22 protein-coding genes are annotated in these 26,982 nt (G+C 63.8%); 15 read left to right on the top strand and 7 right to left on the bottom strand.

All coding sequences use genetic code 11. The features are described from left to right. The first annotated feature begins 39 nt into the window (after window positions 1-39). From ACOGI7_RS06450 to ACOGI7_RS06440, 3 genes are read left to right on the top strand one after another with little or no spacing between them, the layout of a single operon-like run. Complete coding sequence (locus tag ACOGI7_RS06450; protein ID WP_419851091.1) at window positions 40-837, top strand: glucose 1-dehydrogenase; 798 nt, start codon at window positions 40-42, stop codon at window positions 835-837. A 21-nt stretch (window positions 838-858) separates the two neighbouring features. Continuing rightward, window positions 859-1,527 carry a PaaI family thioesterase gene (locus ACOGI7_RS06445; RefSeq protein WP_419851090.1) on the top strand — a complete coding sequence of 223 codons (669 nt, stop codon included), beginning with the start codon at window positions 859-861 and terminating at the stop codon, window positions 1,525-1,527. Window positions 1,528-1,544: 17 nt separating this feature from the next. After that, on the top strand, window positions 1,545-2,627 hold the full coding sequence (locus tag ACOGI7_RS06440; protein ID WP_419851089.1) for a DUF1214 domain-containing protein: 1,083 nt from the start codon (window positions 1,545-1,547) through the stop codon (window positions 2,625-2,627). On the opposite strand, the gene ACOGI7_RS06435 is transcribed toward ACOGI7_RS06440, so the two are convergent. The 3 genes from ACOGI7_RS06435 to ACOGI7_RS06425 are packed head-to-tail and all read right to left on the bottom strand — an operon-like array spanning window position 2,624 to window position 4,539. Beyond that, the gene (locus ACOGI7_RS06435) at window positions 2,624-3,883 is read right to left on the bottom strand and encodes a sulfotransferase family protein (protein ID WP_419851088.1); all 1,260 of its coding nucleotides are present in this window, start codon (window positions 3,881-3,883) and stop codon (window positions 2,624-2,626) included. The two genes, ACOGI7_RS06440 and ACOGI7_RS06435, sit on opposite strands and share 4 nt — an antisense overlap. Before the next feature lie 30 nt (window positions 3,884-3,913). Next, on the bottom strand, window positions 3,914-4,327 hold the full coding sequence (locus tag ACOGI7_RS06430) for a PIN domain nuclease (protein WP_419851473.1): 414 nt from the start codon (window positions 4,325-4,327) through the stop codon (window positions 3,914-3,916). Then, complete coding sequence (locus ACOGI7_RS06425; RefSeq protein ID WP_419851087.1) at window positions 4,318-4,539, bottom strand: ribbon-helix-helix protein, CopG family; 222 nt, start codon at window positions 4,537-4,539, stop codon at window positions 4,318-4,320. The genes ACOGI7_RS06430 and ACOGI7_RS06425 overlap by 10 nt, the downstream gene beginning before the upstream one ends. A gap of 114 nt (window positions 4,540-4,653) precedes the next feature. Between ACOGI7_RS06425 and ACOGI7_RS06420 the strand changes: the two genes are divergently transcribed. The 3 genes from ACOGI7_RS06420 to ACOGI7_RS06410 are packed head-to-tail and all read left to right on the top strand — an operon-like array spanning window position 4,654 to window position 8,985. Beyond that, window positions 4,654-7,410 (top strand): DUF2339 domain-containing protein, encoded by a 2,757-nt coding sequence (locus ACOGI7_RS06420; RefSeq protein ID WP_419851086.1) that lies wholly within the window; start codon window positions 4,654-4,656, stop codon window positions 7,408-7,410. A gap of 53 nt (window positions 7,411-7,463) precedes the next feature. Further along, window positions 7,464-8,234: an SDR family NAD(P)-dependent oxidoreductase gene (locus ACOGI7_RS06415; protein WP_419851085.1), complete on the top strand. Its 771-nt coding sequence runs from the start codon at window positions 7,464-7,466 to the stop codon at window positions 8,232-8,234. A 25-nt stretch (window positions 8,235-8,259) separates the two neighbouring features. Then, the gene (locus ACOGI7_RS06410) at window positions 8,260-8,985 is read left to right on the top strand and encodes a hypothetical protein (RefSeq protein ID WP_419851084.1); all 726 of its coding nucleotides are present in this window, start codon (window positions 8,260-8,262) and stop codon (window positions 8,983-8,985) included. Window positions 8,986-8,987: 2 nt separating this feature from the next. Here ACOGI7_RS06410 and ACOGI7_RS06405 read toward each other — a convergent pair whose 3' ends face one another. Further along, window positions 8,988-11,156, bottom strand: a complete 2,169-nt coding sequence (locus ACOGI7_RS06405) for a malate synthase G (RefSeq protein WP_419851083.1) — start codon at window positions 11,154-11,156, stop codon at window positions 8,988-8,990. 139 nt (window positions 11,157-11,295) lie between these two features. Here ACOGI7_RS06405 and ACOGI7_RS06400 point away from each other — a divergent pair, with 139 nt between their 5' ends. Beyond that, window positions 11,296-13,566 (top strand): isocitrate lyase/phosphoenolpyruvate mutase family protein, encoded by a 2,271-nt coding sequence (locus ACOGI7_RS06400; RefSeq protein ID WP_419851082.1) that lies wholly within the window; start codon window positions 11,296-11,298, stop codon window positions 13,564-13,566. 7 nt (window positions 13,567-13,573) lie between these two features. On the opposite strand, the gene ACOGI7_RS06395 is transcribed toward ACOGI7_RS06400, so the two are convergent. Further along, window positions 13,574-14,794: a CynX/NimT family MFS transporter gene (locus ACOGI7_RS06395; RefSeq protein WP_419851081.1), complete on the bottom strand. Its 1,221-nt coding sequence runs from the start codon at window positions 14,792-14,794 to the stop codon at window positions 13,574-13,576. A 47-nt stretch (window positions 14,795-14,841) separates the two neighbouring features. On the opposite strand from ACOGI7_RS06395, the gene ACOGI7_RS06390 reads away from it, so the two are divergent. Then, entirely contained in the window at window positions 14,842-15,555 is a 714-nt protein-coding gene (locus tag ACOGI7_RS06390; protein ID WP_419851080.1) for an SDR family NAD(P)-dependent oxidoreductase, read from the top strand. Window positions 15,556-15,589: 34 nt separating this feature from the next. Continuing rightward, on the top strand, window positions 15,590-18,043 hold the full coding sequence (locus tag ACOGI7_RS06385) for an efflux RND transporter permease subunit (RefSeq protein ID WP_419851079.1): 2,454 nt from the start codon (window positions 15,590-15,592) through the stop codon (window positions 18,041-18,043). A 40-nt stretch (window positions 18,044-18,083) separates the two neighbouring features. On the opposite strand, the gene ACOGI7_RS06380 is transcribed toward ACOGI7_RS06385, so the two are convergent. Then, window positions 18,084-19,286 (bottom strand): oxygenase MpaB family protein, encoded by a 1,203-nt coding sequence (locus ACOGI7_RS06380; RefSeq protein ID WP_419851078.1) that lies wholly within the window; start codon window positions 19,284-19,286, stop codon window positions 18,084-18,086. Next, complete coding sequence (locus tag ACOGI7_RS06375; protein ID WP_419851077.1) at window positions 19,280-20,461, bottom strand: oxygenase MpaB family protein; 1,182 nt, start codon at window positions 20,459-20,461, stop codon at window positions 19,280-19,282. The genes ACOGI7_RS06380 and ACOGI7_RS06375 overlap by 7 nt, the downstream gene beginning before the upstream one ends. A 264-nt stretch (window positions 20,462-20,725) precedes the next feature. On the opposite strand from ACOGI7_RS06375, the gene ACOGI7_RS06370 reads away from it, so the two are divergent. The 6 genes from ACOGI7_RS06370 to ACOGI7_RS06345 are packed head-to-tail and all read left to right on the top strand — an operon-like array spanning window position 20,726 to window position 26,969. Continuing rightward, window positions 20,726-21,805 carry a hypothetical protein gene (locus ACOGI7_RS06370; RefSeq protein WP_419851076.1) on the top strand — a complete coding sequence of 360 codons (1,080 nt, stop codon included), beginning with the start codon at window positions 20,726-20,728 and terminating at the stop codon, window positions 21,803-21,805. Further along, window positions 21,802-23,205: a hypothetical protein gene (locus tag ACOGI7_RS06365; RefSeq protein ID WP_419851075.1), complete on the top strand. Its 1,404-nt coding sequence runs from the start codon at window positions 21,802-21,804 to the stop codon at window positions 23,203-23,205. The genes ACOGI7_RS06370 and ACOGI7_RS06365 overlap by 4 nt, the downstream gene beginning before the upstream one ends. Next, window positions 23,199-23,819: a hypothetical protein gene (locus ACOGI7_RS06360; protein ID WP_419851074.1), complete on the top strand. Its 621-nt coding sequence runs from the start codon at window positions 23,199-23,201 to the stop codon at window positions 23,817-23,819. Before ACOGI7_RS06365 ends, ACOGI7_RS06360 begins: the two co-directional genes overlap by 7 nt. Further along, window positions 23,819-25,447 carry an ATPase, T2SS/T4P/T4SS family gene (locus ACOGI7_RS06355; protein WP_419851073.1) on the top strand — a complete coding sequence of 543 codons (1,629 nt, stop codon included), beginning with the start codon at window positions 23,819-23,821 and terminating at the stop codon, window positions 25,445-25,447. The genes ACOGI7_RS06360 and ACOGI7_RS06355 overlap by 1 nt, the downstream gene beginning before the upstream one ends. After that, window positions 25,444-26,259, top strand: a complete 816-nt coding sequence (locus ACOGI7_RS06350) for a type II secretion system F family protein (RefSeq protein WP_419851072.1) — start codon at window positions 25,444-25,446, stop codon at window positions 26,257-26,259. Before ACOGI7_RS06355 ends, ACOGI7_RS06350 begins: the two co-directional genes overlap by 4 nt. Next, window positions 26,256-26,969, top strand: coding sequence for a type II secretion system F family protein (locus tag ACOGI7_RS06345; protein ID WP_419851071.1), 714 nt, complete (start codon window positions 26,256-26,258; stop codon window positions 26,967-26,969). Before ACOGI7_RS06350 ends, ACOGI7_RS06345 begins: the two co-directional genes overlap by 4 nt. Window positions 26,970-26,982: the final 13 nt, after the last annotated feature.

Below are 26,982 nucleotides of genomic sequence, written 5' to 3'. Positions count from 1 at the left end.
GGCGGCAAGTACCGCCCGATCAATGAAGGAGACACCGAGATGGGACGGTTGGACGGAAAAGTTGCGATCATCACCGGAGCAGCCCGGGGCCAGGGAGAGGCCGAAGCCCGGCTGTTCGCCTCGGAGGGGGCCAAGGTCGTGCTCGGAGACGTGCTCGATGACGACGGCGAACAAGTAGCGGCCAGCATCGGCGAGAACGCCCGATATGTACACCTGGATGTGGCCCAAGAAACCGACTGGGCCTCCGCCGTTGAAGCAGCCGCCGACATGGGGATCCTGAATGTTTTGGTCAACAATGCCGCCATCCTGCGGCCCGCGGCTATTGAGGACACCTCCCTGGACGACTACATGGAGGTCATCAACGTCAATCAGGTGGGGACCTTTCTGGGCATGAAAGCGGTGCTGCAGTCGATGAAGATGGCCGGCGGCGGTTCCATCGTCAACATCAGCTCCATAGACGGCCAGCAGTCCAAGAACGGCCTCATCAGCTATTCGGCGTCGAAATTCGCCATCAGGGGCATGACCAAGACCGCGGCTATCGAATGGGGTCGTTTCGACATCCGAGTCAACTCCATCCATCCCGGCGGGGTGAACACCCCGATGGGCAATCCCATGAACGACCCTCGGGCCGAAAAGGAGCCCTACATCTACCAGGCCATCCCTCGGGTCGGCGAGCCAGTCGAGATCGCCTACGCCGCCCTGTTCCTGGCCAGCGACGAGTCGTCCTACGTAACCGGTGCCGAGCTGAACGTGGACGGCGGCTGGCGGGCCGGTGCGGTTACCCCTGGCCTTCCTGGCACCGATTACGTGGTCGAATATGGGTACGACCCAGCCTGACGCCCGCGGTTCCTGCCTCACTTGAGCGAACAGCCTCTCTGGGAAGCCCCCAGCGCAGCGCCTGGCCCCGATTACGGTGCCGGACCCGACCGGCTGGCCTTGACCGAAGCGGCTCGTCGGGTGTTGAACGCGGTGCGGGTCACCACGGTCACCGGGGATTCCCTCACCGAGGCCACTGAACTGCTGGAACGGGCCGCGGCCTTGATTGAGGCCGAGCAGATGACGGGGCTCCATCAACAAGGGGTGATGGGGGAGTTGACGCCCAACTTCGATTCCCGCGACCCCATGGCGTTTTTTCCCTTCAGCCCGATCGTCGGCCGTTTGAATCCGGCATCGCCCCCGGTTGAGCTATGGGCCGAGGGGGAAGAGGTCCACGGGAGGATGAACCTGTCTCCGGTCTACGCGGGCCCTCCCGGCTTGGTCCACGGCGGGATCATCGCGGAAATTTTCGATGAGCTTCTGGGCGTGGTCAACGTGGTCAACAACAAGGGCGGCTACACCGGTACGTTGACGGTGGTCTATCGGCGGCCCACCCCGTTGTTGAGGGAGATCAAGCTCCGAGCCTGGACCTCTGGCGCAGAAGGCCGCAAGCTGTACGCGTCCGGGGAGATGGTGTGCGACGGAACAGTGACCGCCACTGCTGACGGTGTCTTTATTCGGGCCGACCGACAGCTCTATGACGATCTATAACCGGTACAGGAGAAACCATGACTGAAACCCGCTTTGAAACCAGCACTGCGGTCCACACGCTGCTTGACACCATGAAGGGGCTTGACCAGGAGTTTCTCGCTGGTCCCAAGGCGCTGGCCGACGACCAGGCCGTGCTGGAGGGCTACCGGTGGATCTTCTCCATCACCCAGGTGGCGCTTGACGTCTACGTGTGGGCCGACACCAACCGGCCTCGGTTCACCGAGATCGTGGGCCCGTACAAGAAGTGGGGCGGGGACAACTCCGATGCGTTCTACTTCATGACCCGGGTCGACCCTGCCCGCACCTACCGGGTGACCGTGGACCCCGGCGACGCGGTGTACCTGTCGCTCACCGTGTACGGGGGCCCTGACGACGGCCGCTACTCGGAGCGCATCGTCGGAACGCTCAACACCACCCAGATGACACCCAATCCCGACGGCACCTACGAGATGATGGTCAGCCCGAACGACCACGACGGCAATTTCGTGAAGCTCGCCCCCGACGCCGTGGTGGCCTGCACCCGCGACTACATGAACGACCCAGTGAGCGGGGAGAAGGCCCGTTGGCGCATCGAGTGCTTGGACCCGGCCCCCGCGTGGAGCGACGTACATACCGATGCCGAAGTGGCGAAGCGCTTCCAGGCTGCCACCACCTGGGTGAAGGAGCAGGCCGCCATGGTTCCCATTCCGCTGGGCACCCTCAACCACATCGATGACCCGTTTCCGGTGCCCACCGAGACCTTCGGCTGGGCCGCCGGGGACGCGTCCTACGCCATGGGTGCGTTCGAGCTGGCGGACGACGAGGCGCTGGTTTTGAAGGGCAGTTCACCGGAGTGCGTCTTCTGGAACATGTGCTTGTGGAACCAGTTCCTGCACTGCTTCAACTACGACTACGACGACGTCACGACCAACGGCTCCAAAGTGCAGCTCGACGACGACGGATCGTGGACCATCGTGATTGCGGCCAACGACCCGGGTGTGCCCAATTGGGTGTCCACCCAGGGCCGACCCCATGGTCGAATCTGGTTCCGGTGGTTCCTTCCCGAGCAAACCCCCGACCCGATCAGCGCCGAGGTGGTGAAGCTGGCCGAGCTCAGCTAGTGCTCTAGCTCCACTGCGAACCGGTCGGTATAGAAGCTGAGCGCCTCTCTCCGTTCGGCCGGGGTCATGCCGAAGTCGGCCAGGTCATAGATCACCCGGCCGTGCTTTCCTCGAGGATGGTCAGCCATGTAGGTGTCCATGGCGGACTTGACTTCGGCGGTGAACGGTTGGTCGGCCAGCTTGTAGATGCGTTCCACCATGGCCACGTCGTCGGCCATGAACTCGTGGAACAGCACATCGATGGACTGCTCGGGCGGTACGAGATCGCGGTCGTCAGTGCAAGATTGGAGCATGTCCTGGATGAGCTGCGCCCACCACTGGCCGATGCCGCAGACATCCACCGGGTGGGTGGCGCTCATGCGGGCCGAGTAGCAGATCATGGTGGCAAATGAGGCGGTGATCGACACCGGATCGCGGTGGGTGAACACCACGGTGGCGTCGCCGAACACATTCATGAGCGGGGCAATCTGCTCCAGGTGTTGCGGCGACTTGAGCACCCAGCGCTCCCGGGGTGGCCGCTGGTGGGTCAGAACTTTCAAGATGCGCTTCAGGTACTGATAGTGGGGGGTCTGGTCGTGTTCCTTGTAGTAGGCCCGCCACGTGGGCAAAACGGCCAGGCAGTCGAACAGCATGGTGGAGAAGTCGATCCCCAGCAGGTGGATCTCCTCGTGGACATGGTCCCAAGTCATCTCGTGCATACGGGCATAGTGGGGCATGGCGGTGTTGTGAATGACCAGTCCGTTCTTCGCCCGTTCGATGCGGCCTTCTACAGTTCCGGCCTCATCTGGAGGTGGGACCGGCTCCATGGCCTCCCACCAGGGCAATGAGCGCAACGCGGGGTCAGCGGAGATGAGGTTGTGCAGATGGGTGGTTCCGGTGCGGGGCAGCCCGGCGATCACGATGGGCCGCTCGATGGGCACATCCAGGGCATCCGGGTGGTCTTTGATGTACTGCTCGATGCGCAGCCGGTTGGCGGCAAACGCGGTGAGCTGGCTGAAACCGCCCACCCGGCCCATGGGGGAGTGGTCGGCTTCGGTGTCAAGGGAGTGGCAGAGCACCTCGAGCGGGGCCCGGAAGTCGTCGGGACCAAAGTCGCTGAGCCCGGTCTGGGCGGAGGCCGCACCCAAAATCGCCTCGGGGCTGAGCTCGATCTGATCGGCCATCGGAGCGGTCTGCTCCATCATCTCCGCGATCTCAGACGGAAGCACCGGATCGACGAGATCCTCTATGCGGATGGGGGCAGGACGGTCGCTCACGCCCGGCAGGATAGCGGCGCTTGTCTGCGGCTACGACAGCCAGAGCCGCTCGGTCGGCTGTCCGGTGACCTCGGCGATCAGCTCGTAGTCCTTGTCCACATGGAGGACGGTCAGGTTGGCCATCTCGGCGGTGGCGGCAATCAGCAGGTCCGGGACCGCGGGCGCCCGATGCTGGCCGATGTCGGCTAGCTCCCTTTGCACCGCGAGTGCTCGGTCTTCAATCGGCGGCGTGATGTACTCCACCGGCATTTCTGCCAGCGGGCGCTCCTCAAGGCTTATGCGGTAGTCCCTGGATGAGCGGGCAGAGAACCCAATTTCAAACAGGGTAATCGTAGTGATGCGGACAAGACCCCGCCGCGCTCTTGTCGCCCATTTCTCAGCGTCGGGGCTGCGCGACACTCGCACATAGGCAGACTTGTCAATCAGCCAAGCATTCACGACCAGGCTTTGGCCATGACTTCAGGATCGGCAAGGTCGGCGCAGAGTTCTGCGACCCGTTCAAAGTCAGCCACGGTTGTCTTGCCCTCCGCTCTGGTGTGCTCTCTGGCCAGAACTCGCCGCAGGTGCTCAGCACGAGACAGACCTAAGCGCTCGGCTCTGGCGTCGATCTCCACAACCAATTCGTCGGGAACGCCTCGAATCAAGATGTCGGCCATCTTCGCCTCCTCGGTGTAGCTGCGATATCGCCGATATCATAGCGGTGCCGATCGACTGCGCTGCCAGCATGGCGTGGTCGCCGCAGGATTTTGGACTTGGTAGCCTGCCAAGGAATGGTGGGTCCCCAGCAACCGCATGATTCACCCGACAATTCTAAGGCCACAGAGCTCATTGTCTTCCTGACCATAGTCGGGGCTGTTCTGGGTGGAGTGTTGGCCCAGTTTGCTGGGGTGTTTGCCGGTGGTCTGATCGGATTTCTCTTAGGCCGAGACATCGAGAACCGGCGACGGCTCAAGAATGTTGAGGGAAGCCTTACCAGAACGACTCAACGCTCCGCGCCCCCTGACCCACCGCCTGTGGCTCCTCCTCCGCCGGGAGCACCCACTCGGCCTCCTGTTGGACCCCCGTCCCCGTCGCCGGTGGCACATCCGACCCCGGCATCTCCCACCCGGGTCGAGCGCCGAGAAGTGGTCGAGCAGAATGTTGAAGTACCGCTTCCGCGACGGGCCTCCCTGAGGGTGGTAGATGCGGTCAATAACTGGGTGTCCACTGGCAATGCGCCGGTGAAAGTCGGCGTTCTGGTGTCGCTGGTCGGATTGGGCCTGTTGATCAGCGAGGCGAATCGGCGAGATCTAATCACCGTGACGGTGGAGATGATCCTGGTCGCCGTGGCAGTCTTCGGAGCGGCACTGCTTATCGTGGGGGGCCGCTTCCGGCACAAGCGCCCCATCTACGGCTTGAGCCTTCTTGGAGGCGGGATTGCCGTGGAGTACTTGGCGACGTACGCCGCCTTTGCCGGATACGACGTGCTGGCAGCTCCGCTGGCACTCATCTTCGTCGTGGTCATCACGGTGGGAGCGGGAGCTCTCGCCATCGCCTTGGACTCGCGGGTGCTGGCGGTTCTAGGGATAATCGGCGGGTTTCTCGCACCTGTGCTGTCGTACACCCAGCCTGACGACCATGGGGCGGTCTTCACCTTCTACGTGATCTTGAATGCCGCGATCTTGGGGGTTGCCTGGTTCAAGGTCTGGCCAGAACTCACTCTTCTCGGATTTGGATTCACGTTCGGGGTCACGTTGTTTTGGCTGGTCAGCCGTCATCTGGAAGAAGACTGGGTTACCACGCAGCCGTTCGTCGCCGTATTCCTTGCCATGTACACAGCAATTCCCGTGCTCTTCGCCGCGAGGAAGACTCTCAATGTCAAGAGCCTCGCAGACGTGTCGTGGCTAGCCCCTTTGTTGTTCGGCACACCGTTTATCGGTTTGGGCATTCATCAACTCTTGTTAGGGCACACGGAGCATGGGATGTCGATCAGCACGTCGGGGTTGGCATTGCTCTATGCCAGCGCTGCCCTCATGGCCCGAAAGTTCAGCCGCCAGGACAACGAGTTGGCGATCGCCTATGCCGGCCTCGCGGTGGTCTTTATCGCGATTGCCGTCCCGTTCGCCTTCGATACCTACTACACCTCGACTGTTTGGGCTGGTCAGGGTGTTCTGCTGCTTTGGATTGGATGCCGCAAAGCCCAGTGGTTGGCAGTCAGCGCAGGAGGTGCCCTTCAGGTACTTGCTGGCTTCAGCATGGCCGTTCATTTGGGAGATTCGCTCCCTTATCCCTCAAGCGAACCCCCCATCGCCAACAAATTTTTCTTGGGGACTGCGCTGATCGCAGTCGCGGGCATTGTGTCCGGGCTCCAGCTTCATGGGAGAAGAAAGCAGACCGCCCTCGATTCAATCCCCGCGTGGGTGGCATTGGCATGGGGCTTCGGCTGGTGGCTTGTCGCCGGCAACCTGGAGGTTGACCATCACTTCTCATCCGCCCACCTTTCTGCGTCTCTCCTGTTTGTGGCCCTCTCGCTTTGGCTAGCTGCCTACTCGGCTCGAAAATTGCGGTGGCTGAACCTCACCGCGTTGGGAGCGCTGATTCTCCCCACCATGGCCGTGGCTCTGGTCGTCGCCCTTGGCACACAGTCCTACCCGTTTGAGCTATATGGATGGGTTGCATGGCCGGTGGTCCTAGCTGCCTACTACGCCCTGTTGCACAAGTACTCGGGTGATCATCCTCAATTCGAGCCGGCGCTGCATGCGGGGAGCTTTTGGGTGCTGTCGGTGCTGGCCAGCGCAGAGGTTTATTGGCGAGTTGGCCAAGCCGCTGACGAGGTGTGGCCGATTGTCTCTGCTTGCCTAGCCGGACTTGTGCTGGTAAGCGCGACTCTGTGGGGATCAAACGTCTTGAAGTGGCCGCTTCGACCTCATCAGACGGCATACCTGGTTCTCGGCGTTGGGCCGGTCTTGGCCGCGTTGTCGGTCGCGGTGGCGATCTTGCTGGTCATTTCTGATGGGGATCCCATGCCACTGCGCTATGTGCCGGTGCTCAACCCGCTGGAGTTGACCGCAATCGTGCTGCTGGCTGCGGCATTCAAGTGGCGAAGAGCGGTGACAACCGAGGGGCTCCGTGGACTCAAAGAGTTCGTCGAGGGATCATGGGTGCCTGGGTTGGCGGTGACGGGTACAGCGTTCGCGACTTTGGCCGCGGTCAGGACCATCCATCATTGGGGGGACGTGCCCTTCGATTCCGATTCGATGTTCGATTCCACAGCTCTTCAGACTTCGCTGTCCATTCTCTGGACGCTCATCGCGTTGTCGGCCATGGTCGAGGGAGTACGCCGGGCTCGCCGGTCGGTGTGGGTGACGGGTGCTTCGTTCATGGGTGTAGTGGTGATCAAGCTGTTCCTCTTCGATCTCCGAAACCAGGACACCGTTGGCCGTGTGGTGTCGTTCATCGCTGTCGGCATCCTCCTGTTGATCGTCGGCTATCTTGCCCCGGTCCCCCCAGCAGAGTCGGCCGCCGAGCCCCAGGAAGACTCTGCATGATCGGGCAGATGATCGTCGGCGCAGAGTAACCGGCAAGGGTAACGTCACCGCCCATGGATCTTGGACTCCAAGAAGCGCGGGTGATTGTGACCGGGGGGAGCCGGGGAATCGGGGCGTCCGCCTCTCGGATCTTTGCCGGCGAGGGCGCCCGGGTGGCGGTGGTTGCCCGGACCCCTTCCGATGTGGAGGCGGTGGCTGAGGAGATCGGTGGAGTCCCGGTGATCGCCGATCTGTCGAAGGCGGCGGGCGTGGCGGCGGCCATGGATGAAGCCATGGCGCAACTCGGTGGGGTAGATGTGCTGGTCAACAACGCCGGCTCCTCCACCGGGGGATCGATCCTCGACGCTGATGAGGAGGCGTGGCAGGAGACCATCGACCTGAAGCTCATGGGGTACGTGCGGGCTATGCGAGCGGTGTTGCCGGCCATGCAAGATCAGGGCTCGGGGTCAATCGTGAACGTGCTAGGGGTGGCTGGCACGGAGGCGTCCCCCGGCTATGTGCTGGCTTGCATCGTGACCGCGCTGACTCATGTGACCGCTTCAGTGGGGCAGCTCGTGGCCCCCGACGGGGTCCGGGTGGTGGCGGTACACCCCGGGCCGACAGCCACTGACCGGTTGATGGAAATGGTGGCCAACGCGGCCGACGCGCAGGGGCTGAGTCCCCAGGAATTCGCCGACAAAGTGCTCGGGGGCCGGATTCCCCAGGGCCGAGTGGGCCGAGCCGACGAGGTGGCCCGCACCATCGTGTTCGCGGCCTCGGAGGCCTCGGGATTCACCAACGCCAGCCAGCTGTACGTGGACGGCGGCTCAGCGGCCAAGATCTGAGCCGCAACAGAAAGGGAAGAGACCAATGCCCCAACATGTGCCGGAGATCGAGTGGACCGAGGACGCCCTGGAACTGCGGAAGTTCGTGTTCGACTACTGGGGTGAGAACAGGCGGGCCCCCAATCTGGCCGCCATGCATGCCGAGACGGGGATCGAACGGCGCCGTTTGGTGGAGGCGCTCAAGCTCCTCCAGTTGGGGATCGTGTTTGTGATCGACGAGACCTCGCCCAACTGCGACATCTTGAAGGCCCCGCCGTTCTCGGCCTTTCCCAGCCAGGTGGAGATGTATATCGATGGGGAGTTCCACAGCTATATCGGCTGCGCCCACGAGGGAATCGGAGTGTCGTGGACTCCCTACTTCCGGGGCAAAGAAGTGGAGCTGCGGACCTACGATGCCCACACCTTGGAGCCCATCACCTTGGTGTCAAAGGACTTCAAGCTGATCTCAGCCGAGCCCACCGAGCCGCTGATCCTGTGTACCGAGGTGATTTGGGACTGGGTTAACACCGACATGAAGCACATGTGCGACCACACCAACTTCGTGCTCAATCGAGAGAACGGGGCGGCCTACGAGGCATCCATCGGGCGGCGGGGCATTTACTTCACCGTCGATCAAGTGGCCGAATACATCGCCTTCGTGCTGAACATCCGCATCTATGACTACCACTGGCCGGCCCTGAGCATGGATCCTCCCATGATCATCGACCGCCTCCGGGAATTGGATGTGGACCTCAGTCCTTGGGGCTTGTAGGGCTAGTCCGCGGCCTTCTGGCGGCGGCGGTGGGCGGTGAGGATCGCCTCGGTGTAGCCGTTGGGCTGCTCACGACCCTCGAGAACCAATGCAAGGGCAGCGCTGAATGGAATGCTGGCCGCGAAGTTGCGGCTCATTGGCTCGTAATCGGGATCGTCGGCGTTCTGGAGGTCGACTACTCGGGCCATGCGGCGCATGGCCTCGACCACCTGGTCTTCGGACAACAGGCCATGGTGGAGCCAGTTGGCGATGTGCTGGGAGGAGATCCGCAGTGTGGCCCGGTCTTCCATGAGGGCGATGTCGTTGATGTCGGGCACTTTGGAGCAGCCCACTCCTTGGCCTACCCACCGGGTCACGTAGCCCAAGATGCCCTGGGCATTGTTCTTCAGCTCGCGCTGGACCTCAACGGGAGACAGCTCGCGATCGGGGGGGAGCACGGCGGGGCACAACATGGCCTGGACGGCCTCGTCTCGGTCAGGCGGCGATGCCGCCAACTCGGCCTGGCGGGCAGTCACGTCGGTGTCCAGATAGTGCAGGGCGTGCAGGGCGGCCGCGGTGGGGGAGGGGACCCACGCGGTCGACGCCCCCGCTTGGGGGTGGCCGATCTTCTCGTCCAGCATGGCGGCCATGTCGTCGGGGCGGGCCCACATGCCCTTGCCGATCTGGGCATGCCCCGGCAGGCCCATACCCAGCCCGACGGCGACGTTGGCCTCCTCATAGGCGTTGAGCCACCCCGATGCCTTGATCTCCCCTTTGGGGATCATGGGGCCGGCCTCCATATTGGTGTGGATGTCGTCGCCGGTGCGGTCCAAGAAGCCGGTGTTGATGAACACCACTCGCTCTGAGGCCTCGGCAATACAGGCGGCCAAGTTGAGCGATGTGCGGCGCTCTTCGTCCATGATCCCCATCTTCAGCGTGTTGGGGTCAATGCCCAATATGCCCTCAACGGCGGTGAACAAGTCGCGGACCAGTGCCGTTTCCCGGGGACCATGCAGCTTCGGCATCACGATGTAAACCGACCCGGCATGGCTGTTGCGATGGGGCCCTGCTCCATTCAAATCGTAGAGAGCGCACCAGGCGGCCACCGCCACGTCGATGATGGTCTCGGGGATCGGACGGCCGTCCAAGCGAACCATGTCGGTCTCCATATGCAGACCCACGCTGCGGATGAGCATGACACTGCGTCGACGCACCGCCATCGGATTTCCCGCCGGATCGATCACCTCAGTGTCGGGATTCAAACTGCGGGTAATGGCTTGTCCGCCTTTGGTGAAGGAGGCAGTGAGACTCCCCCGCATCAGCCCCAGCCAGTTGGCATAGGCCACGGTCTTGTCCTCTGCGTCCACCGCGGCTACTGAGTCCTCCAAGTCCATGATGGTGGTCAGGGCTGATTCCATCATCACATCGGCTACCCCCGCGGGGTCGTCTCGACCGATGGCGTGATCTCGGTCGATTATCAGCTCGATGTGGAGGCCCCGCTTGCGCAGCAGCACCGTGTCGGGAGCCGGGGCCAGGCCGGTATATCCGGCGAACTGCTCGGGATTGGACAGCTCAGTTGATGCGCCACTGGACAAGTCAACCCGCAGTCCGCGGTCAGACACCGCGTAGGCCACCGCGTCGGCGTGCGATCCGGCGGCTAGCGGGACATGGGTGTCCAGCAGGGCTCGAACCCGGTCAATCACCCGCTGGCCCCGCACTGGGTTGTATGGGCCGCCCCGCTCTGCACCACCCAACTCGTCGATGGCATCAGTTCCGTAGAAGGCGTCGTACAAGCTGCCCCAGCGGGCGTTTGCCGCGTTGAGGGCATAGCGGGCATTGTCCACCGGCACAACAAGCTGCGGCCCGGCCAGCGATGCGATTTCAGAGTCGACCCCCTCGGTGGTTACCTGCACTGGTTCGGGATCTTCGACCAGATACCCGATGGAGCGCAGAAAATCGGCCGCCTCTCCGGGTTGCGGCTCTCGGTCGCGAAGCCAGGCATCGATCCGAGTCTGCAAGTCATCGCGCAGGTCCAAACAGGCCTTCACATTCGGTGAAAAACGCTCCACAACCTCCTCCAAGGACGACCAGAAATGCTCGACACCCACATCGGTGCCCGGAGCAAGCTGATTGCCGACGAAGTCGGCCAGGGAGTGGGCTACTTGAAGTCTGCCGAATGTTTGATCGGTCACAGGCTCCCAGGGTAGGGGCGATCCGAGCCGTGTTCTCAGGCCAATGCACATTTCCCGCGAATAATGGTGCAGTTAGGCACAGCGCGGTTGCTAGCCTGCCAGCCAATAACATCCCTCTAGTCACCGAAGAGGTATCAGCATGGCCGCCAACGTTGCCGGTTCGTTCGATGCCGAGGTCCGATCCACCCAGGCGTGGATGGCCTCCCCCCGCTTCGAGGGGATAACCCGGCTGTACTCAGCTCGCCAAGTGGTAGAGCAACGCGGGGCGATTGGCCAGGACTACACCGTGGCTCGCGTCGCCGCCGACCACTTCTATGCTCGTCTGCGACAGCTCTTCGACCAGGGCCAGTGCATCTCCACGTTCGGCCCGTATTCGCCGGGCCAGGCTGTTGCCATGAAGCGGGCAGGGATCGAGGGCATCTACCTGGGAGGATGGGCTACGTCGGCCAAGGGCTCTCTGCACGAGGATCCCGGTCCTGATCTGGCCAGCTATCCCTTGGGCATGGTGCCCGACGAGGCTGCCGGACTGGTGCGGGCGCTGTTGACCGCAGACCGCAATCAGCGCTTCGCCCGGTCCCGGATGACCGCATCCGAGCGCTCGGCCAACCCGGAGGTCGATTTCACCCCCAGCATCATCGCCGATGCCGATACCGGTCACGGCGGCGATGCCCACGTCCGCAATCTGATTCGCCGCTTCGTGGAGGCCGGCGTTCCCGGCTATCACATCGAAGACCAGAAGCCCGGGGTCAAAAAGTGCGGACACCAGGGCGGCAAGGTGCTGGTGCCGTGCGATGAGCAGATCAAGCGGTTGAACACAGCCCGATTCCAGCTCGACGTGATGGGGGTGCCCGGCATCATCGTGGCCCGCACCGACGCTGAGGCGGCAAACCTGTTGGACGGCGGGACCGACGAGCGCGACCAGCCGTTCATCATGGGGGCAACCCAGCTGTCGGTTCCCTCGTACAAGGACGCCTACTTGGCGGTTCTGCGCCGGCTGGCCGAAGTCGGCATTGAGGGTGTGAACGGCCATCTGCTGTATGCCGTGCCCGAGAGCCGCTACAAGCGGGCTATGGGATGGCTTGATCAGACCGGGGTCAACCAGGTCATCGAGAAGACGGCGGTCACCTACCATTCCTCGCCCGACCCCCGGGCCGACGACGCGGTAGACCGGGTCTCCGATGCGCTGGCCGAGGCGTGGCACCGGGCATCAGGGCTGGCCACCTATGCCCAGGCGGTGGCCGACCAGCTGGTGATGCGGTCTGCGGAGGGGGAGGCCTTCGGTATGGACGCGGGGGAGTGGCTGAGCTACGCCCGCACGGTTGACACCGACACCGCCCGGGAGCGGGCTGTGGAGATGGGCCTGGATGTGGCCTGGGATCCCGAGGTAGCCCGGACCACCGAGGGGTACTACCAGGTGCAGGGCGGGATCCCCTACGCGGTGGCCAAGTCTTTGGCCGTGGCCCCGTTCTGCGACTTGCTGTGGATGGAGACCAAGACCGCCGACCTGGAAGATGCCCGAGAGTTCGCCGAGGCCATCCATGCGGTGAATCCCGAGAAGATGCTGGCCTACAACCTGTCGCCCTCGTTCAACTGGGACACCACCGGCATGAGCGAGGACGAGATGCGGCAGTTCCCCGCCGAGTTGGGACGCCTGGGGTTCGTGTTCAACTTCATCACCTATGGCGGCCACCAAGTGGACGGGATGGCGGGGGAGGAGTTCGCCGCCTCCCTCCAGCAGGACGGGATGCTGGCGCTGGCCCGGCTCCAGCGGAAGTTCCGCCTGGTGGACTCGCCGTATAGGACGCCGCAGACCCTTGTCGGCGGCCCCCGCTTGGACGCCGCCCTTATGGCCAGTTCGGGGCGCACCGCCACCACCCGAGCCATGGGCAAAGGCTCAACCCAGTTCCAGCATCTGGTGCAGACCGAGGTGCCCACCCGCGAGCTCGAGGCCTGGCTAGAGCGCTGGGCCACCCACAACACCGTCGACGCCCAGCTGAAAGTGAAGTTGCGGCCCTATACCGCCGGGTCGGAGATCCTCGAGTTGGTGGTGTACAGCGGCGACAACGATCTGGCCAACGTGGTGTTCGGGGTGCTGACCGACCGGCGGGGCCGGGCCATCCTCTCCGTGCGGGACCAGAACACCCACAGCCCTGCCTTGCGCCGCAAACGGCTGATGGCGCTCATGCACCTGTACCTCATCCGCCGCTACAACGCAGTGTCAATCCAATACCTCACGCCAACCGAGGACAACTATCGCCAGGCCGTGGGGATGAAGGAGCTCGGCTTCTTTGCCTCGGTTTCCGACGAGGTGGGTGAGATCATCGTCGCCGACGTGGACGAGGCGGTGGTGACCAAGCTGGTGAGCGAAGAGGATGCTTTGCAAGAGCTCATCCAGGGCCGGGGGGCGTAACCTCAAATCAGCGATGGCCTACTGCTCGGGCCATCGCTGACCGGAGCAGGACAGTGAGCAGCGCGGTGGCAAAGGTCACCCCGGTCAACAACACCAGCCCCGCATTCGACCCGCCGATGTCAGACAGGACGCCGAACAAGACCGGGCCGGCCACGCCGCCGGCTTCGCCAGCAGTGAAGAACAGACCACCGGCCGCCCCCATATTGCTGGGGGAGACGCCGGGAAGCTGCATCATCACCAAGAGGGCGACAGGCACGGCTAGCCCTTTGATGAGTCCGATTACCACAAGTCCGGCAAACGTCGTCGGTCTTGTGTCCACGTTGAGCAACAGAGTGGCCATGCCGAACAGCGCGAATCCCAAGGCCATCGCCGTGATTCGGCTCTTGTCGGGAACCATTCTCGGCCCCAGCAGCGCTCCCACAATGCCCAAAGCGGTGACTGCCCCTGCCAAGTAGCCGGCCACTGAGCTCGAGAAGCCCCGATCCTCGATAACAGTCGGCAGCCATCCGTTCAGGGCGTGGTTGTAGAAGAACATGCCCAAGGCGACGACCAGCATGATCTGAACGGCTTGATGCTCTCTTATGAGGTTCCAAGCGCCTGAGAATCCGCCCTCAGGATCGGTGTTGCGATCGGCCTCGGGGGCGATTCGCTCGGCAGCAGTGGCAACAACCAGCCAGACGGCGATCACCGCCACGGTGACAACTGCGTACACCATCAGCGTGGACCGCCAGCTCTGGTCGAAAGCAGGCATGAGCACGCTGTTGGCAGTGGCCAAAGCGACTACGCCGCCGATACCCGGTCCAGACATGGTTATCCCCATGGCCAACGGGCGCTCGTCGACCGCAAACCAAACGCTGACCAGCTTCGGCGCCCCCACTGAAACCAGTGGCCCGCCAATTCCGAATATCGCCACTGCGCCAAACAGCCCGATGAAGTTGTCGGCGATCGGGCGCAGCAACGAGGAAGCAGAGATAAGGACGGTGGCTATCGCCAGTGAGTGGCGCAGCCCGAGCCGATCGATCAATGTCCCGGCCGGAAGTGCAGCGACCAAGTACACCAAGGGCCAGGCACTCAGCACTGCACCCATGGCCCCTTTGCTCAGACCGAGATCCTCCCGGATGGTCTCCAGCAGCGGTGCCATGGAGAACACCGCCAAGCCGAAGGAGAAGTACACCATCCACAGCGCGCCGAGAAGCACCCAGCGGTAAGGGTGGCTGTGTTGCTGCACGTCGGGACCGTATCAATCGGCAGTCGCCGATCTGTCATGCTGACCCGATGGGAACAGCAGTAGTAACCGGTGCCGGCCAGGGGCTCGGGCGGGCGATTTCCAAGCGCCTGGTCGCCGATGGACACCAGATCGTGGCGGTGGACCAGAATCCGAAGACCGCCGCGGCCACCGCGGAAGAACTCGGCGGGCAATGGCGACAGTGCGATGTGTCCGACCCGGAATCGGTGGCCGCGCTGGCCGATTCCCTTGATCAGGTTGATGTGCTGGTGAACAACGCCGGCATCTGGATTTTCGCCGGCTTGGACGCTATGACCCCCGACGATGTGCGCCGGGTGCTGGAGGTGAACGTGATGGGAGTCTTCTATTGCACCCAGGCTTTGGCCCCCCTGATGGGACTGGGTTCGGCCATTGTCAACCTCTCGTCCAACGCCGCCTATTCCAACTCGCCGGGAGTGGGCATCTACCCGCCGTCCAAAGCAGCGGTGGAGAGCTTCACCAAGCAATCTGCCCTTGAGTTGGCCCCTCTGGGCATACGGGCCAATGCAGTTGGGCCGGGAATGATTCAAACCGAGGGCACCCAGGTCAACTATGAGGGTGAAATGGGAAGAAGGCGGGCGCGAGCCGTACCCCTGGGCCGAAACGGCTACCCCGAAGACATCGCCGATGTGGTGGGATTTTTGGCCTCCGACGACGCCCGCTATGTCACCGGCCAGGTCATCTACGTAGACGGCGGACTCAGCGCCGGGCGGGCCGCGTTGTAACTGCCGCCTACCGCGCTTCCTCTAGAGTTCGAGCATGTTCGAGTGGCAGGCCCGAAGGATCCAGAAATCGCCGAAACTGGTGCTTGCCGGCATCTTTGTTGCAACCATCGTGTTGCTCGCTGGCTTCCTTGTCCAAGAGACCTCCGAGGTGCCCGATCCCCTTGGCGCCTTTCTTCCCGAAGGCAGTGAGCTAGCCGAAGCGCTGGACGCGGTCCAAGAGAGCTTCCCGGGTTCAGCCGGCATCAAGAATGTCCAGCTTCTCGCCAAGGGAGACGTCCTCGACGCAAAGTCCTTCCAGGACATGAGAGAACTTCAGGCCAGGATGTTCAGTGATCCCGAGGTTGCGCCCTTCCTGGCCGATCAGCCCATTGCCGGCTACGTCCAAATCCTCGAGTTGGTGCTGCTGGCCCAGGGAACCGACCCGGCCGAAGCCACGGACGCCGATATAGAGGCCGCTGTCGGCCTGATGGCCGGTCTGCCGGCCCTGGCCGCCGAACACGACTTGTTCACCCGCATCGTTCCCCGGGACGCTGCCGGAGTGCCGATCGCCGGCTTGTCCTTGATCGCCCTCAAAGACACCGGCGACGACGTCGGCCTCCGGGATGCACAGCTTCGGCTCTATGACATCGGGGACACTGCGAACCTGGCCTCCCTGGAGATAGCAGCCGTCAGCCAGGCGCAGAACGAGGAGGAGATCAACGATGTCAATCGGATCAGCCTGCCCCTGCTCACGGCTATCGCCCTGCTGGTGATCGCCCTCTTGCTCACTGTCTTCTACCGCACACAGTCGGATGTCCATATCACGATGATCGGCCTCGGCATCATCCTGGCCTGGACTCTCGGGGCCCAAGCGTGGTTATCGCCTGGCGGCGCCGGCCTCCTCGACCCCGACAACATCTTCATCCCGATCGTGCTGGTTCTTCTCATCAGCTTGAGCGTGGACTACGCGCTCCAGGTCACCAGCCGCTACCGAGAGGCCCTCGCGAAAGAGGGTGTCGAACCAGATGAGGGCGCTCCTGGCCGGTCCATCGGCCACGCGGTCAGAGTGTCGGGGGTGCCGGTGATGCTCGCCGCGGTCACCACCGCGGTCAGCCTCCTCATGAACCTCACAAGCAGGTTCAGGCCCATCGCTGAATTCGGCGTGCTTGCCGCCATCGGCGTTGTCGCGGGCTGGATCGTGATGACCAGCTTCGTGCCCGCTGTTCGGCTGCTGTTGGACCGCCGGCGTGCAGCCAAGAGCCGGGAACTGGCCACCAAGCCGGTCGCCGATACCGTTCCCGGAACCGGAGCGATCCTCTCCCGCGCCGCGTCGGTTATGGCCCGCCGTCCGCTGCCGGTTTTGGGCGGTGCCGTTGTGGTAACGGTTCTGGCCGTTGTCGCGGCGACCAATTTGAACACGACGACCACCCCGACTGATTTCCTGCCGCGCGGCTCCGACGCGCTCGAGAACATCACATTCATCGAAGACAACTTCGGCGCGAGCGCTTCCACCGTCACGATCCTGGTCGAGGCCGACCTCGACACCGCCGCCTCCACGGGCCACTTGCTCGATTACTCCGAAGCCCTCAGCGCCGAGACACGCCCGGAGGGAATCGTCGGGCCTCCCATCGTCTCGGCGGTGGCGCTGCTCAGCGACTGGGCCACGCAGAGCGGGCAGCCGGGGGACAAGCACCACCCGGCCGTCGAAGCCGCTTTTGCCGGACTGGATTCCCGCGCCTCGCTAACCGACCAGAAGGCCCGCGACGCTTGGACGCTCCTGGAGAGCGTCGACCCGGCGGGCTTCGCGACGGTTGTGGACTGGCGCGCTGACGGCCTCGATCGCACCATTATCCAAATACCGGTGGCGGCGGACAGCGGCACCCTCCTCCCGCAGCTCCTCGACGAACTCGACGAGCTGTGGGGCGGCGACCCCAAGCACACCACCGCCACCGGCGGCGAGACCCTTCAAGCCCTCATCAACTCGGAGCTGGGACGCAGCCAAACCATCACCATTCCGCTCACGATTGCCGCGGCCATGGTGATTCTGCTGCTCTACTTCGGTTTCAGCGAACGCCGTCCGGTCCTCGGGGTGATCAGCATCCTTCCCATCGCGCTGGTCGTGACCTGGCTGTTGGCCGCCATGTGGATCTTCGGGGTCTCGTACAACCTGGCGACAGCCCTGGTGGTGGCCCTGACAATCGGCATTGGCGTTGACTACACCATCCATCTCACCCACCGGTTCATCGAGGCCGAGCAAGAAACCCAAGACCCCGCCAAGGCCCTGAGGCTGGCGATGACGACCACAGGCGGAGCGCTCATCGCCAGCGCCCTGACCACCGCCCTGGGGCTTCTCGCCCTGCTCTTCTCCCCGCTCCGCCCGATTCAGGAATTGGGGGGGCTTACCTCGGCAACGATCGTGCTGACGCTCATCTCCACGTTCACCGTGCTCCCGCCGCTGCTGATCCTGTGGTCGCGGCACCACCGCCGAGTAGTTCTCCAACCAGGCTGAGACAATTCCGAGATCCCGGCTGAATCGCAACCGGAGAGGCTCACCAGGGGGTTGAGGCTGTGTCCTTGATGGCGTCGGGCATGCGGTAGCTGATCCCGGTGTCGTCGTACACCGATCGTTGCAGCATCCCGGCGAAGTTGTTGAAGTCGTGGGATCGCGCTCCCGGCATGATCTTGGAATAGAGAATCTTGGCTTTTCGCTGCGCCCGGACGAATGCCAGTGCGCCGACCGTCGACTGCTTCGGGAAATCGAGCGTGTCGGCCAACTCGTTCCCCATCAGGGCTCTCGACGTCCGGTACAGGGCATTGAACAGCCGCTTCTGCTTGGCTGGCTTGGTAACACCGAGCAGTTCGGGAACCGTTCCGATGTACCCGTGGGCGACTTCGGCGGCCATCTCGCCGGGGGGCCGCTCGCACAGGCGGGCGATCTTCCGCACCTCCAAGGCCTCTTTCTCCGTGCGGTACAGCAGCTCTTCAGGAACACCCAGCAGCCAGGTCACATAGTGCCAGATGTGCATGAAACCCTCGCTCTCCTCCTCGGTCAGCGGAACCCCCAGCTTGCGGGCCGAGTCGAGCAGGATGGCGGAGAACCCAGTGGAGGCTAGCGCCATGTGCGCCATATGAAGCGGCAGGCCCTCGCGGGGAACGTCCCATTCATCCGAGTCGAGCAGCATCTGCCGGACCTGTGCGTGGATCATCCGAATGCGAACCGTCAGCTTCCACCCATCGCCCTGGCGGTCCATTCCGCCGGGCAGAGTGATCTCCACGAGCTGCCTGGTGTTCTGCTTGACCCGGCGGAGATTCCCCGCGGTGCGCCCCGTGATGTAGAACGCCTTGGCCAGATCCTCGCTGAGCCCGGTGACCAATGAGTCCAGCACAAGCCCGACAAAGAAAAGATCTGAGTACTTGTAGAACGCGCGTGCTCCCACCGCGGCCTTCTCCGGGTCGTACTCGAACGGCGGCGGACGGTCGATCTCGCGGAAGAATGCTCGCAGCGCGTCCGGCGCCTTCCGCAGCGTCTCCTCGTCACCGTTCATCCCCGCCTCAATCAGACGATGTGACTCAGCCTGCGTGAAGTCGGCCAGCGAGGCCATGGCGGCATCGGCCGCAGGGTCGCCGACAAGCGTGTTCCTTATGTAGGCGTCGGCCAAAACTGGATCCACTGCCTTCGCCTTGTTGTAGCCGTCTACATACAAAGACGGCATCTGCGTGTAGTGGCCCCCCCCCCCCGCTGTGCTCACCATTTGCTGGACTCCTCGGCATAGACGTGGTCGGGCATGTCGTAGGTGATGCCCTCATCGTCGTATCGCGATCCCGACAAGAGCGTCGTGAAGTTGGCGTAGTTGCTCTTGCCGGCGATCTTCGGGAAGTACTTCGACGTGATGCGGTCGTACCTGGCCTGGATTCGGAACCAGTTAAGCACTCCGAAGGTGGACTTCTTGGGATAGTTCAATTGATCGGCGAGCGAGTTCCCGATGAGAGACCGCGACACCTTGTAGACGTACTGTGCCAGCTTTCGCCGCTCTTCGGGATCGTTGATGCCGACCACGAGGGGCGCCGAGTTGACCAGCGAATTCGCGAGGACGGCAGATGTGGTGTTGGGCGCCGGCTCGCACATGGTGCCGATCTCGAACAGCTTCAGCGCCTCGGCCTCGTCATGGAAGAGAATCGACTCCGGAATTCCCATGAGAAGCCCCGAGTAGCGCCACGTCGTCATGAAGCTCTCGGCTTCCTGATCGGTGTACGTCGCCCCCAGGCTCCTCATGTGCTTGAGAAGCCGAGCGGAGAACGCGGTGATCGCATAACCCACATGGGCTGCGCTGAGGGGAGTTCCCCACGCCTCGGCATCCCAATCCTCAGAGCTGTTGAGCAGCCGCCGCACCTGAGCATGGATAAGGCGGATCCTGGTTGAGAGCCTCCAGCCGTCCCCGTAGGGCTCCATCCCGCCGGGAAAGAAGATCTCCACCATATGGCGGTTGTTCTGCTGAAGGCGTCGAACGCCTTGATCGCGTATGCGGCCGGTGATGAAGAACGACTTGCTTATGTTGGTCGAAAAGCCCTCCACGAGCACACCGGCGAGCATCCCTCCCAGAACCATCTTTCTATTCCGATGGAACATGCGGACGCCGGATTCCAGCGCCGGCAGATCAAGCCATTCTGGCGGGGCCATAGCCTCATCGAAGAGAGCGTGAACCTCCGGTGGCGCCTTTGACCTATCCGTGTCTTGGGTGGGGGCGTTCATGAAGGCCGCGATGATCTGGCTCGATTCCGACCGTTTCATTGAGGAGAGGGCTTCGACGGCCTCGTCAGCCAGAGGATCGCCGATCACCGTATGCGCGAGGTAGTTGCCAGCCATCTCCGGTTCGAGGGCGCGGGCTCGCGCACAGCTAGGACTGTCGTAATCGGTGGGAATGTTCATCCGTTTGTGATTGAGCCCTGTGCCAAGCGGGATCAGGCCAAGGGCTTGAAGGTCTAATTGTAGCCCCACTCGAACGGGCGACAACTCATTCGCAACTTTACATAACATGTATTCTCAACGTTTTGGGACAGATTGCGGGATAGAGACTTATTGAAATTGACTATAGACATATGAAGGTTGGCAGACTAGAGTCGCCTTCACTGGCTCGTGCCAGGATTATCGGCCTCGCAGGCCCCCATCGAGAAGCGTCGAACGGAGGGCCGAATGGGCGTGGCCTGGCAAGCCAAAGTTCTCACCACTCTGCTCGCACTGCTGACCGCGGGCTGCGGCACGGCTGACAAAGGGTCGACAACTGGCGAGCTGGCGACTCCCACCGGGTTTGTGAGCGAGGCGAACGTCATTCTGCTTGCCCCTGATCATGAGCCAGCCAGTTCGCCTCCATCTGCCGTTGCGACCCCGGCGGCCACCCCATTGGCGGCTGTGGTGGTTCCGACCGAGACTCCGCAGGGACGTCCGAATGCCCCTGCCCATTCAAACGCCGCGGCAACGGCGACCCCGATTGCCAGCGTCGTTCCCAGCGTCGTTCCCCGTGCCTTGGCACCCCAGACGGAGTTGCTCGAAGCGGCCCAAAACAGTCCGTTTCATCAATTTGGCGACGATGTGTACACGTGGGATCGCCAACGGCGCGTGGTCGTGCTGGCGGTGCCGGCCTCCCACCCGTCGCTGAGGGAGCTGCCGGAGCACCGCGACGGGGCCATCGTGGACACCCCCGGTACACGCTCCTGGGTGCAGCAGTGTGCCCGCCGCCATGCTGACCAAGCTCTCGAAGCCCCCGCTGCGGTGTACGGTGCAATTACCGCTTGGGGCGTGTACTCCTGCTTGGGCGGGCTGGTGAGACTCTCAGATCTCTTCGCCCGTTACTGGTGGACCAAGGCGGGCATGAGCTGCGTGGCCGACGCAGTCACAGCTCATTCTCTACATGGAGATGCCCGACCCCGTCCGTTGTCGGTCTGCCCGTCGGTCGGCTACGACCCAACTGCACCCCGCCCTCCTGGATGGCTGGACCAACGGTGTGCCGAGATCGTGGCCGACAACCCCGCCCCGCAGTACCCGGCTACCCCTACGCAGTCCGGTCATCCGCTCCCCTCCTGCTGGGGTCCCGCCATTGATGTTGTGCAGGCCCACGCCGCGGAGCGTGTCGAGATCGGCCTCCCCGACAGCCCTCATGACTGCTACCACGCATTTCTGGGATATGTGTGGGCCCGGCAGACCGGACGGGAAAGCCGCCCGCCCAACGATCTGGCGATCGGCTGCCAGTACCGCGCCTTCGAGGCGATCCCATGACGTCGTTGGCCATAACCAGGGGGACCAGAACCGCAGTGGTTGTCAGCCTCCTCGCAGTGGGGCTCGCGCTGGGAACCCCCACAACCCAGCCTGCCTACGCCCACAAGCAAACCGAGTTGGTCGCAGTGAGCGGAACCGGGAGCTGTCCTTCTGGCGTGGAGAGCTGCACGGAGACATGGACACATGTCAACTATTGGACTCACTACACCTCCAGCGTGTCCCCGGGCTGCTCTGTCGAGATCATCGAGACGTGCGGGATTCATGTGACCTCCACTGCCGCGACCAGCTCGTGTCAGAACTCGAGCAACTGCGGCCACGGACCTCACGGCAGCACCCCACAGCCCGCTGGGCCCGGCACGTGGACGCAGTGGAACGGCCATCAGGACATCAACCACCGATGGTCGGGACAGCGAAGGGAGGCAGTTGAACACGAACACGAATGCCCGGCTGGGCTGGTGCCCGGCGCATTCGGCATCTGCTTGCTGGCGTGTCCCGACGGGACGTACGTCGTCTCCGGCGCCGAGTGCTCCGAAGAGGGCTCGACCCCCGCTATAGAGCCGTCCGATACCGGTTCTTCCCCAGAGCCCTTCTTCGAGCCCGGCGACAGAGAAGATGAAAAATCGGATCCCTGCGCCGATGGCGGCTGCCTGCCTCCGTGCCTGACCGACGGCATTGCCGGCAACTGCCCGTGGGAGAGCAACCCGGTCCCCGAGCCCAAAGTGTGTACCTCGGTGTGGGACGAGGCCACCCGCCAGGCATTGCTGAGCCGGCTGCGATGGGAATCGATCGTTCCCTATCCCCCTGGCTTCACCGGCCATCAGCATCCCGAGGTTCCCGGCGGACAGATCTTTCTGACTGCGGCGTCCACCGCCGGCAACCCGGCTCGCCATTGGATATCCCAGCAGCCGCAAACCACGCTCGATGTGTGGGACGCCCCGGTTGACGGGTGTCTTTGGACAGCCAATGCCGTCGGAGTGAAGCTCCGAGAGCTCCTCCCCTACGAAGCCTCCGACCTGGCCAAGCTCCGATCGCCGGGAAATGTCGCTGCTGCGGATGAGGCCCGCCAGGCAGCGGACCTGTGGGACCGGCTCGGCCCGGAGCGCCAAGAGTGGTTCCAAGCGGCCTTTCCCCGCAACGACCCCTCAATCGTCTGGTGCTCGCCGGCCGATCTCCCCCCGTGGACCATGCCCGCCAGCAAGGTGCTCTTACTCTCTTCCGAGTGGGAAGACAGCCATGGGAGATGCCGATGGGAAATCTCCCGCCGTGGTTTCTGGCGATGGTGGATCCAGGTCCGATACTCCTCTGAGCAAGGCGACCAGCACACTGCGACTCTGGCATCTGATCTGTCCTGGTTCCGTGAGCCGGCCGGGTACCTGGGCGAACAGGCGAGCCTGTGGTAGCCGACCTCCGCGGCAAGCAGTGGTCGCCGACCTCCTGGCCGGTGAGTTTCAGGTGGCGCCTGCTCGCCGCCGTCATTGTCCTCGCCGCCACTGCCGTGGCCATCATCGCCTTGTCCCGCGGCGACGATGCCGTCGCGGAGGCGCCAGTGGTCATCGCCGGGGAGCGGTGGCCCGCGGGGCATCCCCCCGGGAATCACGCCACGGTCAGCATGCCCGCTGACATGGCAGTGCTTTTTCTCCACCCCTCAGAGTTGGCGGACACTGTGGCGGCTGTAGACGTGCCCGAGGGGACCCTGGTCTCGGCCAAGATGTTGCGTCCTTATCGAGACAGAGACGACACCCGAACCACAGCTCTGATGCGGTTCACAGTGAGTGCCGATTTGTGGCCTGATCCCGGTCCAACCCCTGGAAGCCGCGCGGTGTTCTCCCCCTCCCCTGGCGGTTGTGCTGCGGCCCTGGTGACGCTGGTGGGGATTGCCGATGACGGCGCGGCCGCTCGCGTGACGGTGGAGGCTGACCCCGAACTGGCCGCGGTCTTGTCCGACAAGCAGTGGTGGATCTGGGAGTCACCTCCCGGGAGTTGGCCCCACTGTGAACGGGAGGACGTTCGCTGATGCTCTTGGCCGTAGGAGACCGGTGGCTTCGCGCTGAGGCAGTAGAGCGGGTGATGGACGGAGTGCTCGAAGGCCTGGCCGCCGCTGCCCCTGGCGTCGTTCTTGCTACTTCTCCCGTTGAGGTCGACCAGGCATCGTCAGCCGGCCACCCCACGGTGTTGTGCATGCGGAACGACGAACCTGAACTCCGCCTTGAGTCGGCGGTCGCCTCGGCTGCTGCGGTGCTCTGGATCACCACCGCCGACAGCACCGATGTGCGTTCTCTGCTTCGGCTGGACACCGGATCGCGCCGTGCCACGCCCATCGTGTCAGTGGTGGTCTCCGACGACCAGCCCGACCTCGACAGGTATCGCCGGCAACGAGTCGTGAGCCTGTGGATCTCCCCCGAACCCACCCGCCGCGACCAACGGCGACTGCACCGGTTCGGTCGCCGATTGGCGTGGGCTGCGGTTGCGCCCCGGCGGCTTGACCCGCTGGACCGCGAAACCCATCTGTGGTCGGCCTCTCAGGCGGCTCAAACCCGACTAGCTGATCTGCTGGAGGAGACCGGAGTCGAAGAGTTTCAGATTAGAGGCGGCGAATACATGATCGTCCACCGCGCCGAGGGTCAGCGGGAACGTCGGAATTCGCCATTCTCGTCCAACGATGAGTTGATCGAGACGGCCCGTCACCTGGCCAGCTTCTCCGGCGGACAGCCTCAGCGCTTCGACGTGCTGGACAGCCGCCTGGATATCCGGCTGGGCGACCGGTGGCGGCTCCACGCCGAGGCGTTCATGTGCCATCCCCCCACCATGGTGCTGCGATCGAATATGGCCGGGAAGGCCGCCTTGAGCGATCTGAATGTCGCGGCACCGGCGCTTCAGAAGATCTTGATCGGAGCGGTGTCCGGAGTGTCCAGGGCCAACACAGTGATCGCGGCCGCCATGGGCGGGGGCAAGACCACGCTGTGCCAGGCTCTTTTGGCCACCGTCGACGGTTCCGAGAGGATCGACACGATCGAGGACACCCCCGAGCTCAGGCTGGCCCAATACGGCATCCACGCCAACAGCTATGAGCGTCTCACTCGGGATGCCAACAACGATGGCGTGGGAAAGCTGGCCATGAGCGACCACATCCGCGACGCCAAGCGGGCCAACTCTTCCAAGCTGGTGATCGGCGAGACCAGAGGCGAGGGCACTCTTGCCCTGCTCGACGCCATGAGCAGCGGGCTTAACGGCTGCCTCGTCACCCTGCACAGCCAGCCCGGCCCCGGAGTGCTGGCCAAACTGCTGTCCTACGCGTGCAGCGAGGGCGCCGACCCCCGGTTCGCCCGCCAGCAGATCGCCATCGCGGTTCACCTGCTGGTTTGGATGGGTCGCAATGAGCTGGGTGAACGGGTGATCTCCGATGTCTCTCAGATCGTCAGCTACGACGACCGCGAGGACACCGTCGACACCCGCTGCCTGTGGACCCTCCGCCCCGGCCAGCGGTGGGCTGTTCCGGTAGGCCGGCCCCATGGCCAAGTCGAGCGGCTCTACCAATCGGTTGGCATCAATCTGGAATCGGCCGGCAATCGGCCTGCCGCGAGCCCCAGATATCAGACGGAGTCGCACCTGCCCGCGGGAGCTTTCCCGGCAGGGGCCCAATGACCGGCCCGGCCATCGTCGTTCTGGCTGGCGGAGCCGCGCTCATGGCCATCGTCTGGTGGCCGACGGCAGCGGGAAGCCCAGCGTCGCTGCTGATGGGCAGTGTGATCTTGGCCCAGCGACGCTCCGTTCGGGTCGGGCCGGTGGTGGCCGTGTTGGTGATGACCCTTGGCTTTGCGGCGGGCGTGGTGCTGTTCGGGGCGGTAACCGGAGCAGCCGGCCTGGTGCTTGTCGGGGTGTGCGTTTGGTCGGTGGCCGTGCAGTTCCGGTCGCGCCGCAGCCTGCGAGAGTCCGATGAGCTGGCCCAACTCACCAACAGCTTGGCCAATCAGGCGCTGGTGGCCCCCACCGTGGTAGAGGCCATCCGCCAGGCAGCACCGCTAATTCCCGGTCGGGTGGGGACAGCCGCTCAACAGATGGCAGCCGAGTGCGAGACCGGCGGCCTGGTGGAGGCCGCCAACCGCTTTGCCACCACCGTCCAACGTCCTATTGCTGAGATGCTGGCCACTGTGCTGGCTGAAGCCTTCCGGGGCGGCTCCCAATGGGTGGGTTTGGCCGGGGTATTGGCCGACGAGGCCACAGAAGCAGTCGAAACCGCGCGCCACTTCCACCGCTATGTGGCCGCCCTTATGCCCCAGATCGCTGCCACCGTCGTGATGGCCGTGGGCATGCTGGCCATCACCGGGTTTGCCGCCAAAGACGTAGGCGGATGGCTGACCTCCCCAGTGGGCCAGCAGTTCCTACTGCTATTGGCTGTGCTGACCGCCGCGCTCTGCGCCCGGGTGCTGGCGCCGGCCTGGAGGGCCAGCCGATGATCTGGGCCGCGGGTTTGTCGGGAGCAGCCGCTGTGGCCGTGCTGTTGCTGGCCCCGCCGAAAGCCACTCACCAGACCGCGGTGCAAGCCGCGGCCATGGGCTGGCCCCCCAACCACATCTCGATGACTGGCTGGACTGTGTCTGCGGCTGGTGTGGGGGCTGGTTGGCTGGCCGGTCTATCGGTGGCCGGTTGGGATAGAGGGTTGGCATTGGCGGTGGTGGCCGGTACCTGGCTGCCACGGTTGGTTCCTGGAGCCATCCGGGCACTTGCTGCCGCGGCCTACCGCCGGGAGCGGGATCTCAAGATGCTTGAGTGGATGCGCAAGCTGCGGCTGTTGACCTCGGCGGGCCAGCCCATCAACGCCGCCGCGGTCAACGCCGCGCTCACGGTGTCGGGCCGGGCTTTTGCCGTGGCCCAAGGAGCCATCGGCACCGCCTTGGAGGCGGGGCGCGATCCGCTGCCCGCGGTCGCATCGGCTATCGCTGACTCCCCTGCCGAGCCGCTGCTGGCCTCAGTGGTGGCCGCTGAGCGGGCTGGAGCGGCTTCTTCGGATTTGCTGGACAAGTCCTTGTCCCGATCGGTTCGGACTCTGGAGTCCGAGCGGCGCCTGGCGATCGACCAGCTCAGCCGGGCCATCGGAACCACGGTCACCCTGGTGGCCGCTATCGCTGGTCTCGTCGTCATGGCCGCCGTGATCTTCGTGCTCTGAAGCTCGCCGTGGT

Origin of the sequence: Candidatus Poriferisocius sp. (genome assembly GCF_965204145.1) — a bacterium.
Lineage (GTDB): Bacteria > Actinomycetota > Acidimicrobiia > Acidimicrobiales > Bin134 > Poriferisocius.
This window is presented reverse-complemented; position numbering and strand designations above follow the sequence as displayed.

Coding starts and splice junctions, on each gene's coding strand:
- ACOGI7_RS06425 (WP_419851087.1), bottom strand. CDS start 4,539: ATGGCCGACATCTTGATTCGAGGCGTTCCCGACGAATTGGTTGTGGAG.
- ACOGI7_RS06450 (WP_419851091.1), top strand. CDS start 40: ATGGGACGGTTGGACGGAAAAGTTGCGATCATCACCGGAGCAGCCCGG.
- ACOGI7_RS06380 (WP_419851078.1), bottom strand. CDS start 19,286: ATGGTGAGCACAGCGGGGGGGGGGGGCCACTACACGCAGATGCCGTCT.
- ACOGI7_RS06400 (WP_419851082.1), top strand. CDS start 11,296: ATGGCCGCCAACGTTGCCGGTTCGTTCGATGCCGAGGTCCGATCCACC.
- ACOGI7_RS06415 (WP_419851085.1), top strand. CDS start 7,464: ATGGATCTTGGACTCCAAGAAGCGCGGGTGATTGTGACCGGGGGGAGC.
- ACOGI7_RS06420 (WP_419851086.1), top strand. CDS start 4,654: ATGGTGGGTCCCCAGCAACCGCATGATTCACCCGACAATTCTAAGGCC.
- ACOGI7_RS06375 (WP_419851077.1), bottom strand. CDS start 20,461: ATGAACATTCCCACCGATTACGACAGTCCTAGCTGTGCGCGAGCCCGC.
- ACOGI7_RS06355 (WP_419851073.1), top strand. CDS start 23,819: ATGCTCTTGGCCGTAGGAGACCGGTGGCTTCGCGCTGAGGCAGTAGAG.
- ACOGI7_RS06410 (WP_419851084.1), top strand. CDS start 8,260: ATGCCCCAACATGTGCCGGAGATCGAGTGGACCGAGGACGCCCTGGAA.
- ACOGI7_RS06365 (WP_419851075.1), top strand. CDS start 21,802: ATGACGTCGTTGGCCATAACCAGGGGGACCAGAACCGCAGTGGTTGTC.
- ACOGI7_RS06440 (WP_419851089.1), top strand. CDS start 1,545: ATGACTGAAACCCGCTTTGAAACCAGCACTGCGGTCCACACGCTGCTT.
- ACOGI7_RS06370 (WP_419851076.1), top strand. CDS start 20,726: ATGGGCGTGGCCTGGCAAGCCAAAGTTCTCACCACTCTGCTCGCACTG.
- ACOGI7_RS06350 (WP_419851072.1), top strand. CDS start 25,444: ATGACCGGCCCGGCCATCGTCGTTCTGGCTGGCGGAGCCGCGCTCATG.
- ACOGI7_RS06385 (WP_419851079.1), top strand. CDS start 15,590: ATGTTCGAGTGGCAGGCCCGAAGGATCCAGAAATCGCCGAAACTGGTG.
- ACOGI7_RS06390 (WP_419851080.1), top strand. CDS start 14,842: ATGGGAACAGCAGTAGTAACCGGTGCCGGCCAGGGGCTCGGGCGGGCG.
- ACOGI7_RS06345 (WP_419851071.1), top strand. CDS start 26,256: ATGATCTGGGCCGCGGGTTTGTCGGGAGCAGCCGCTGTGGCCGTGCTG.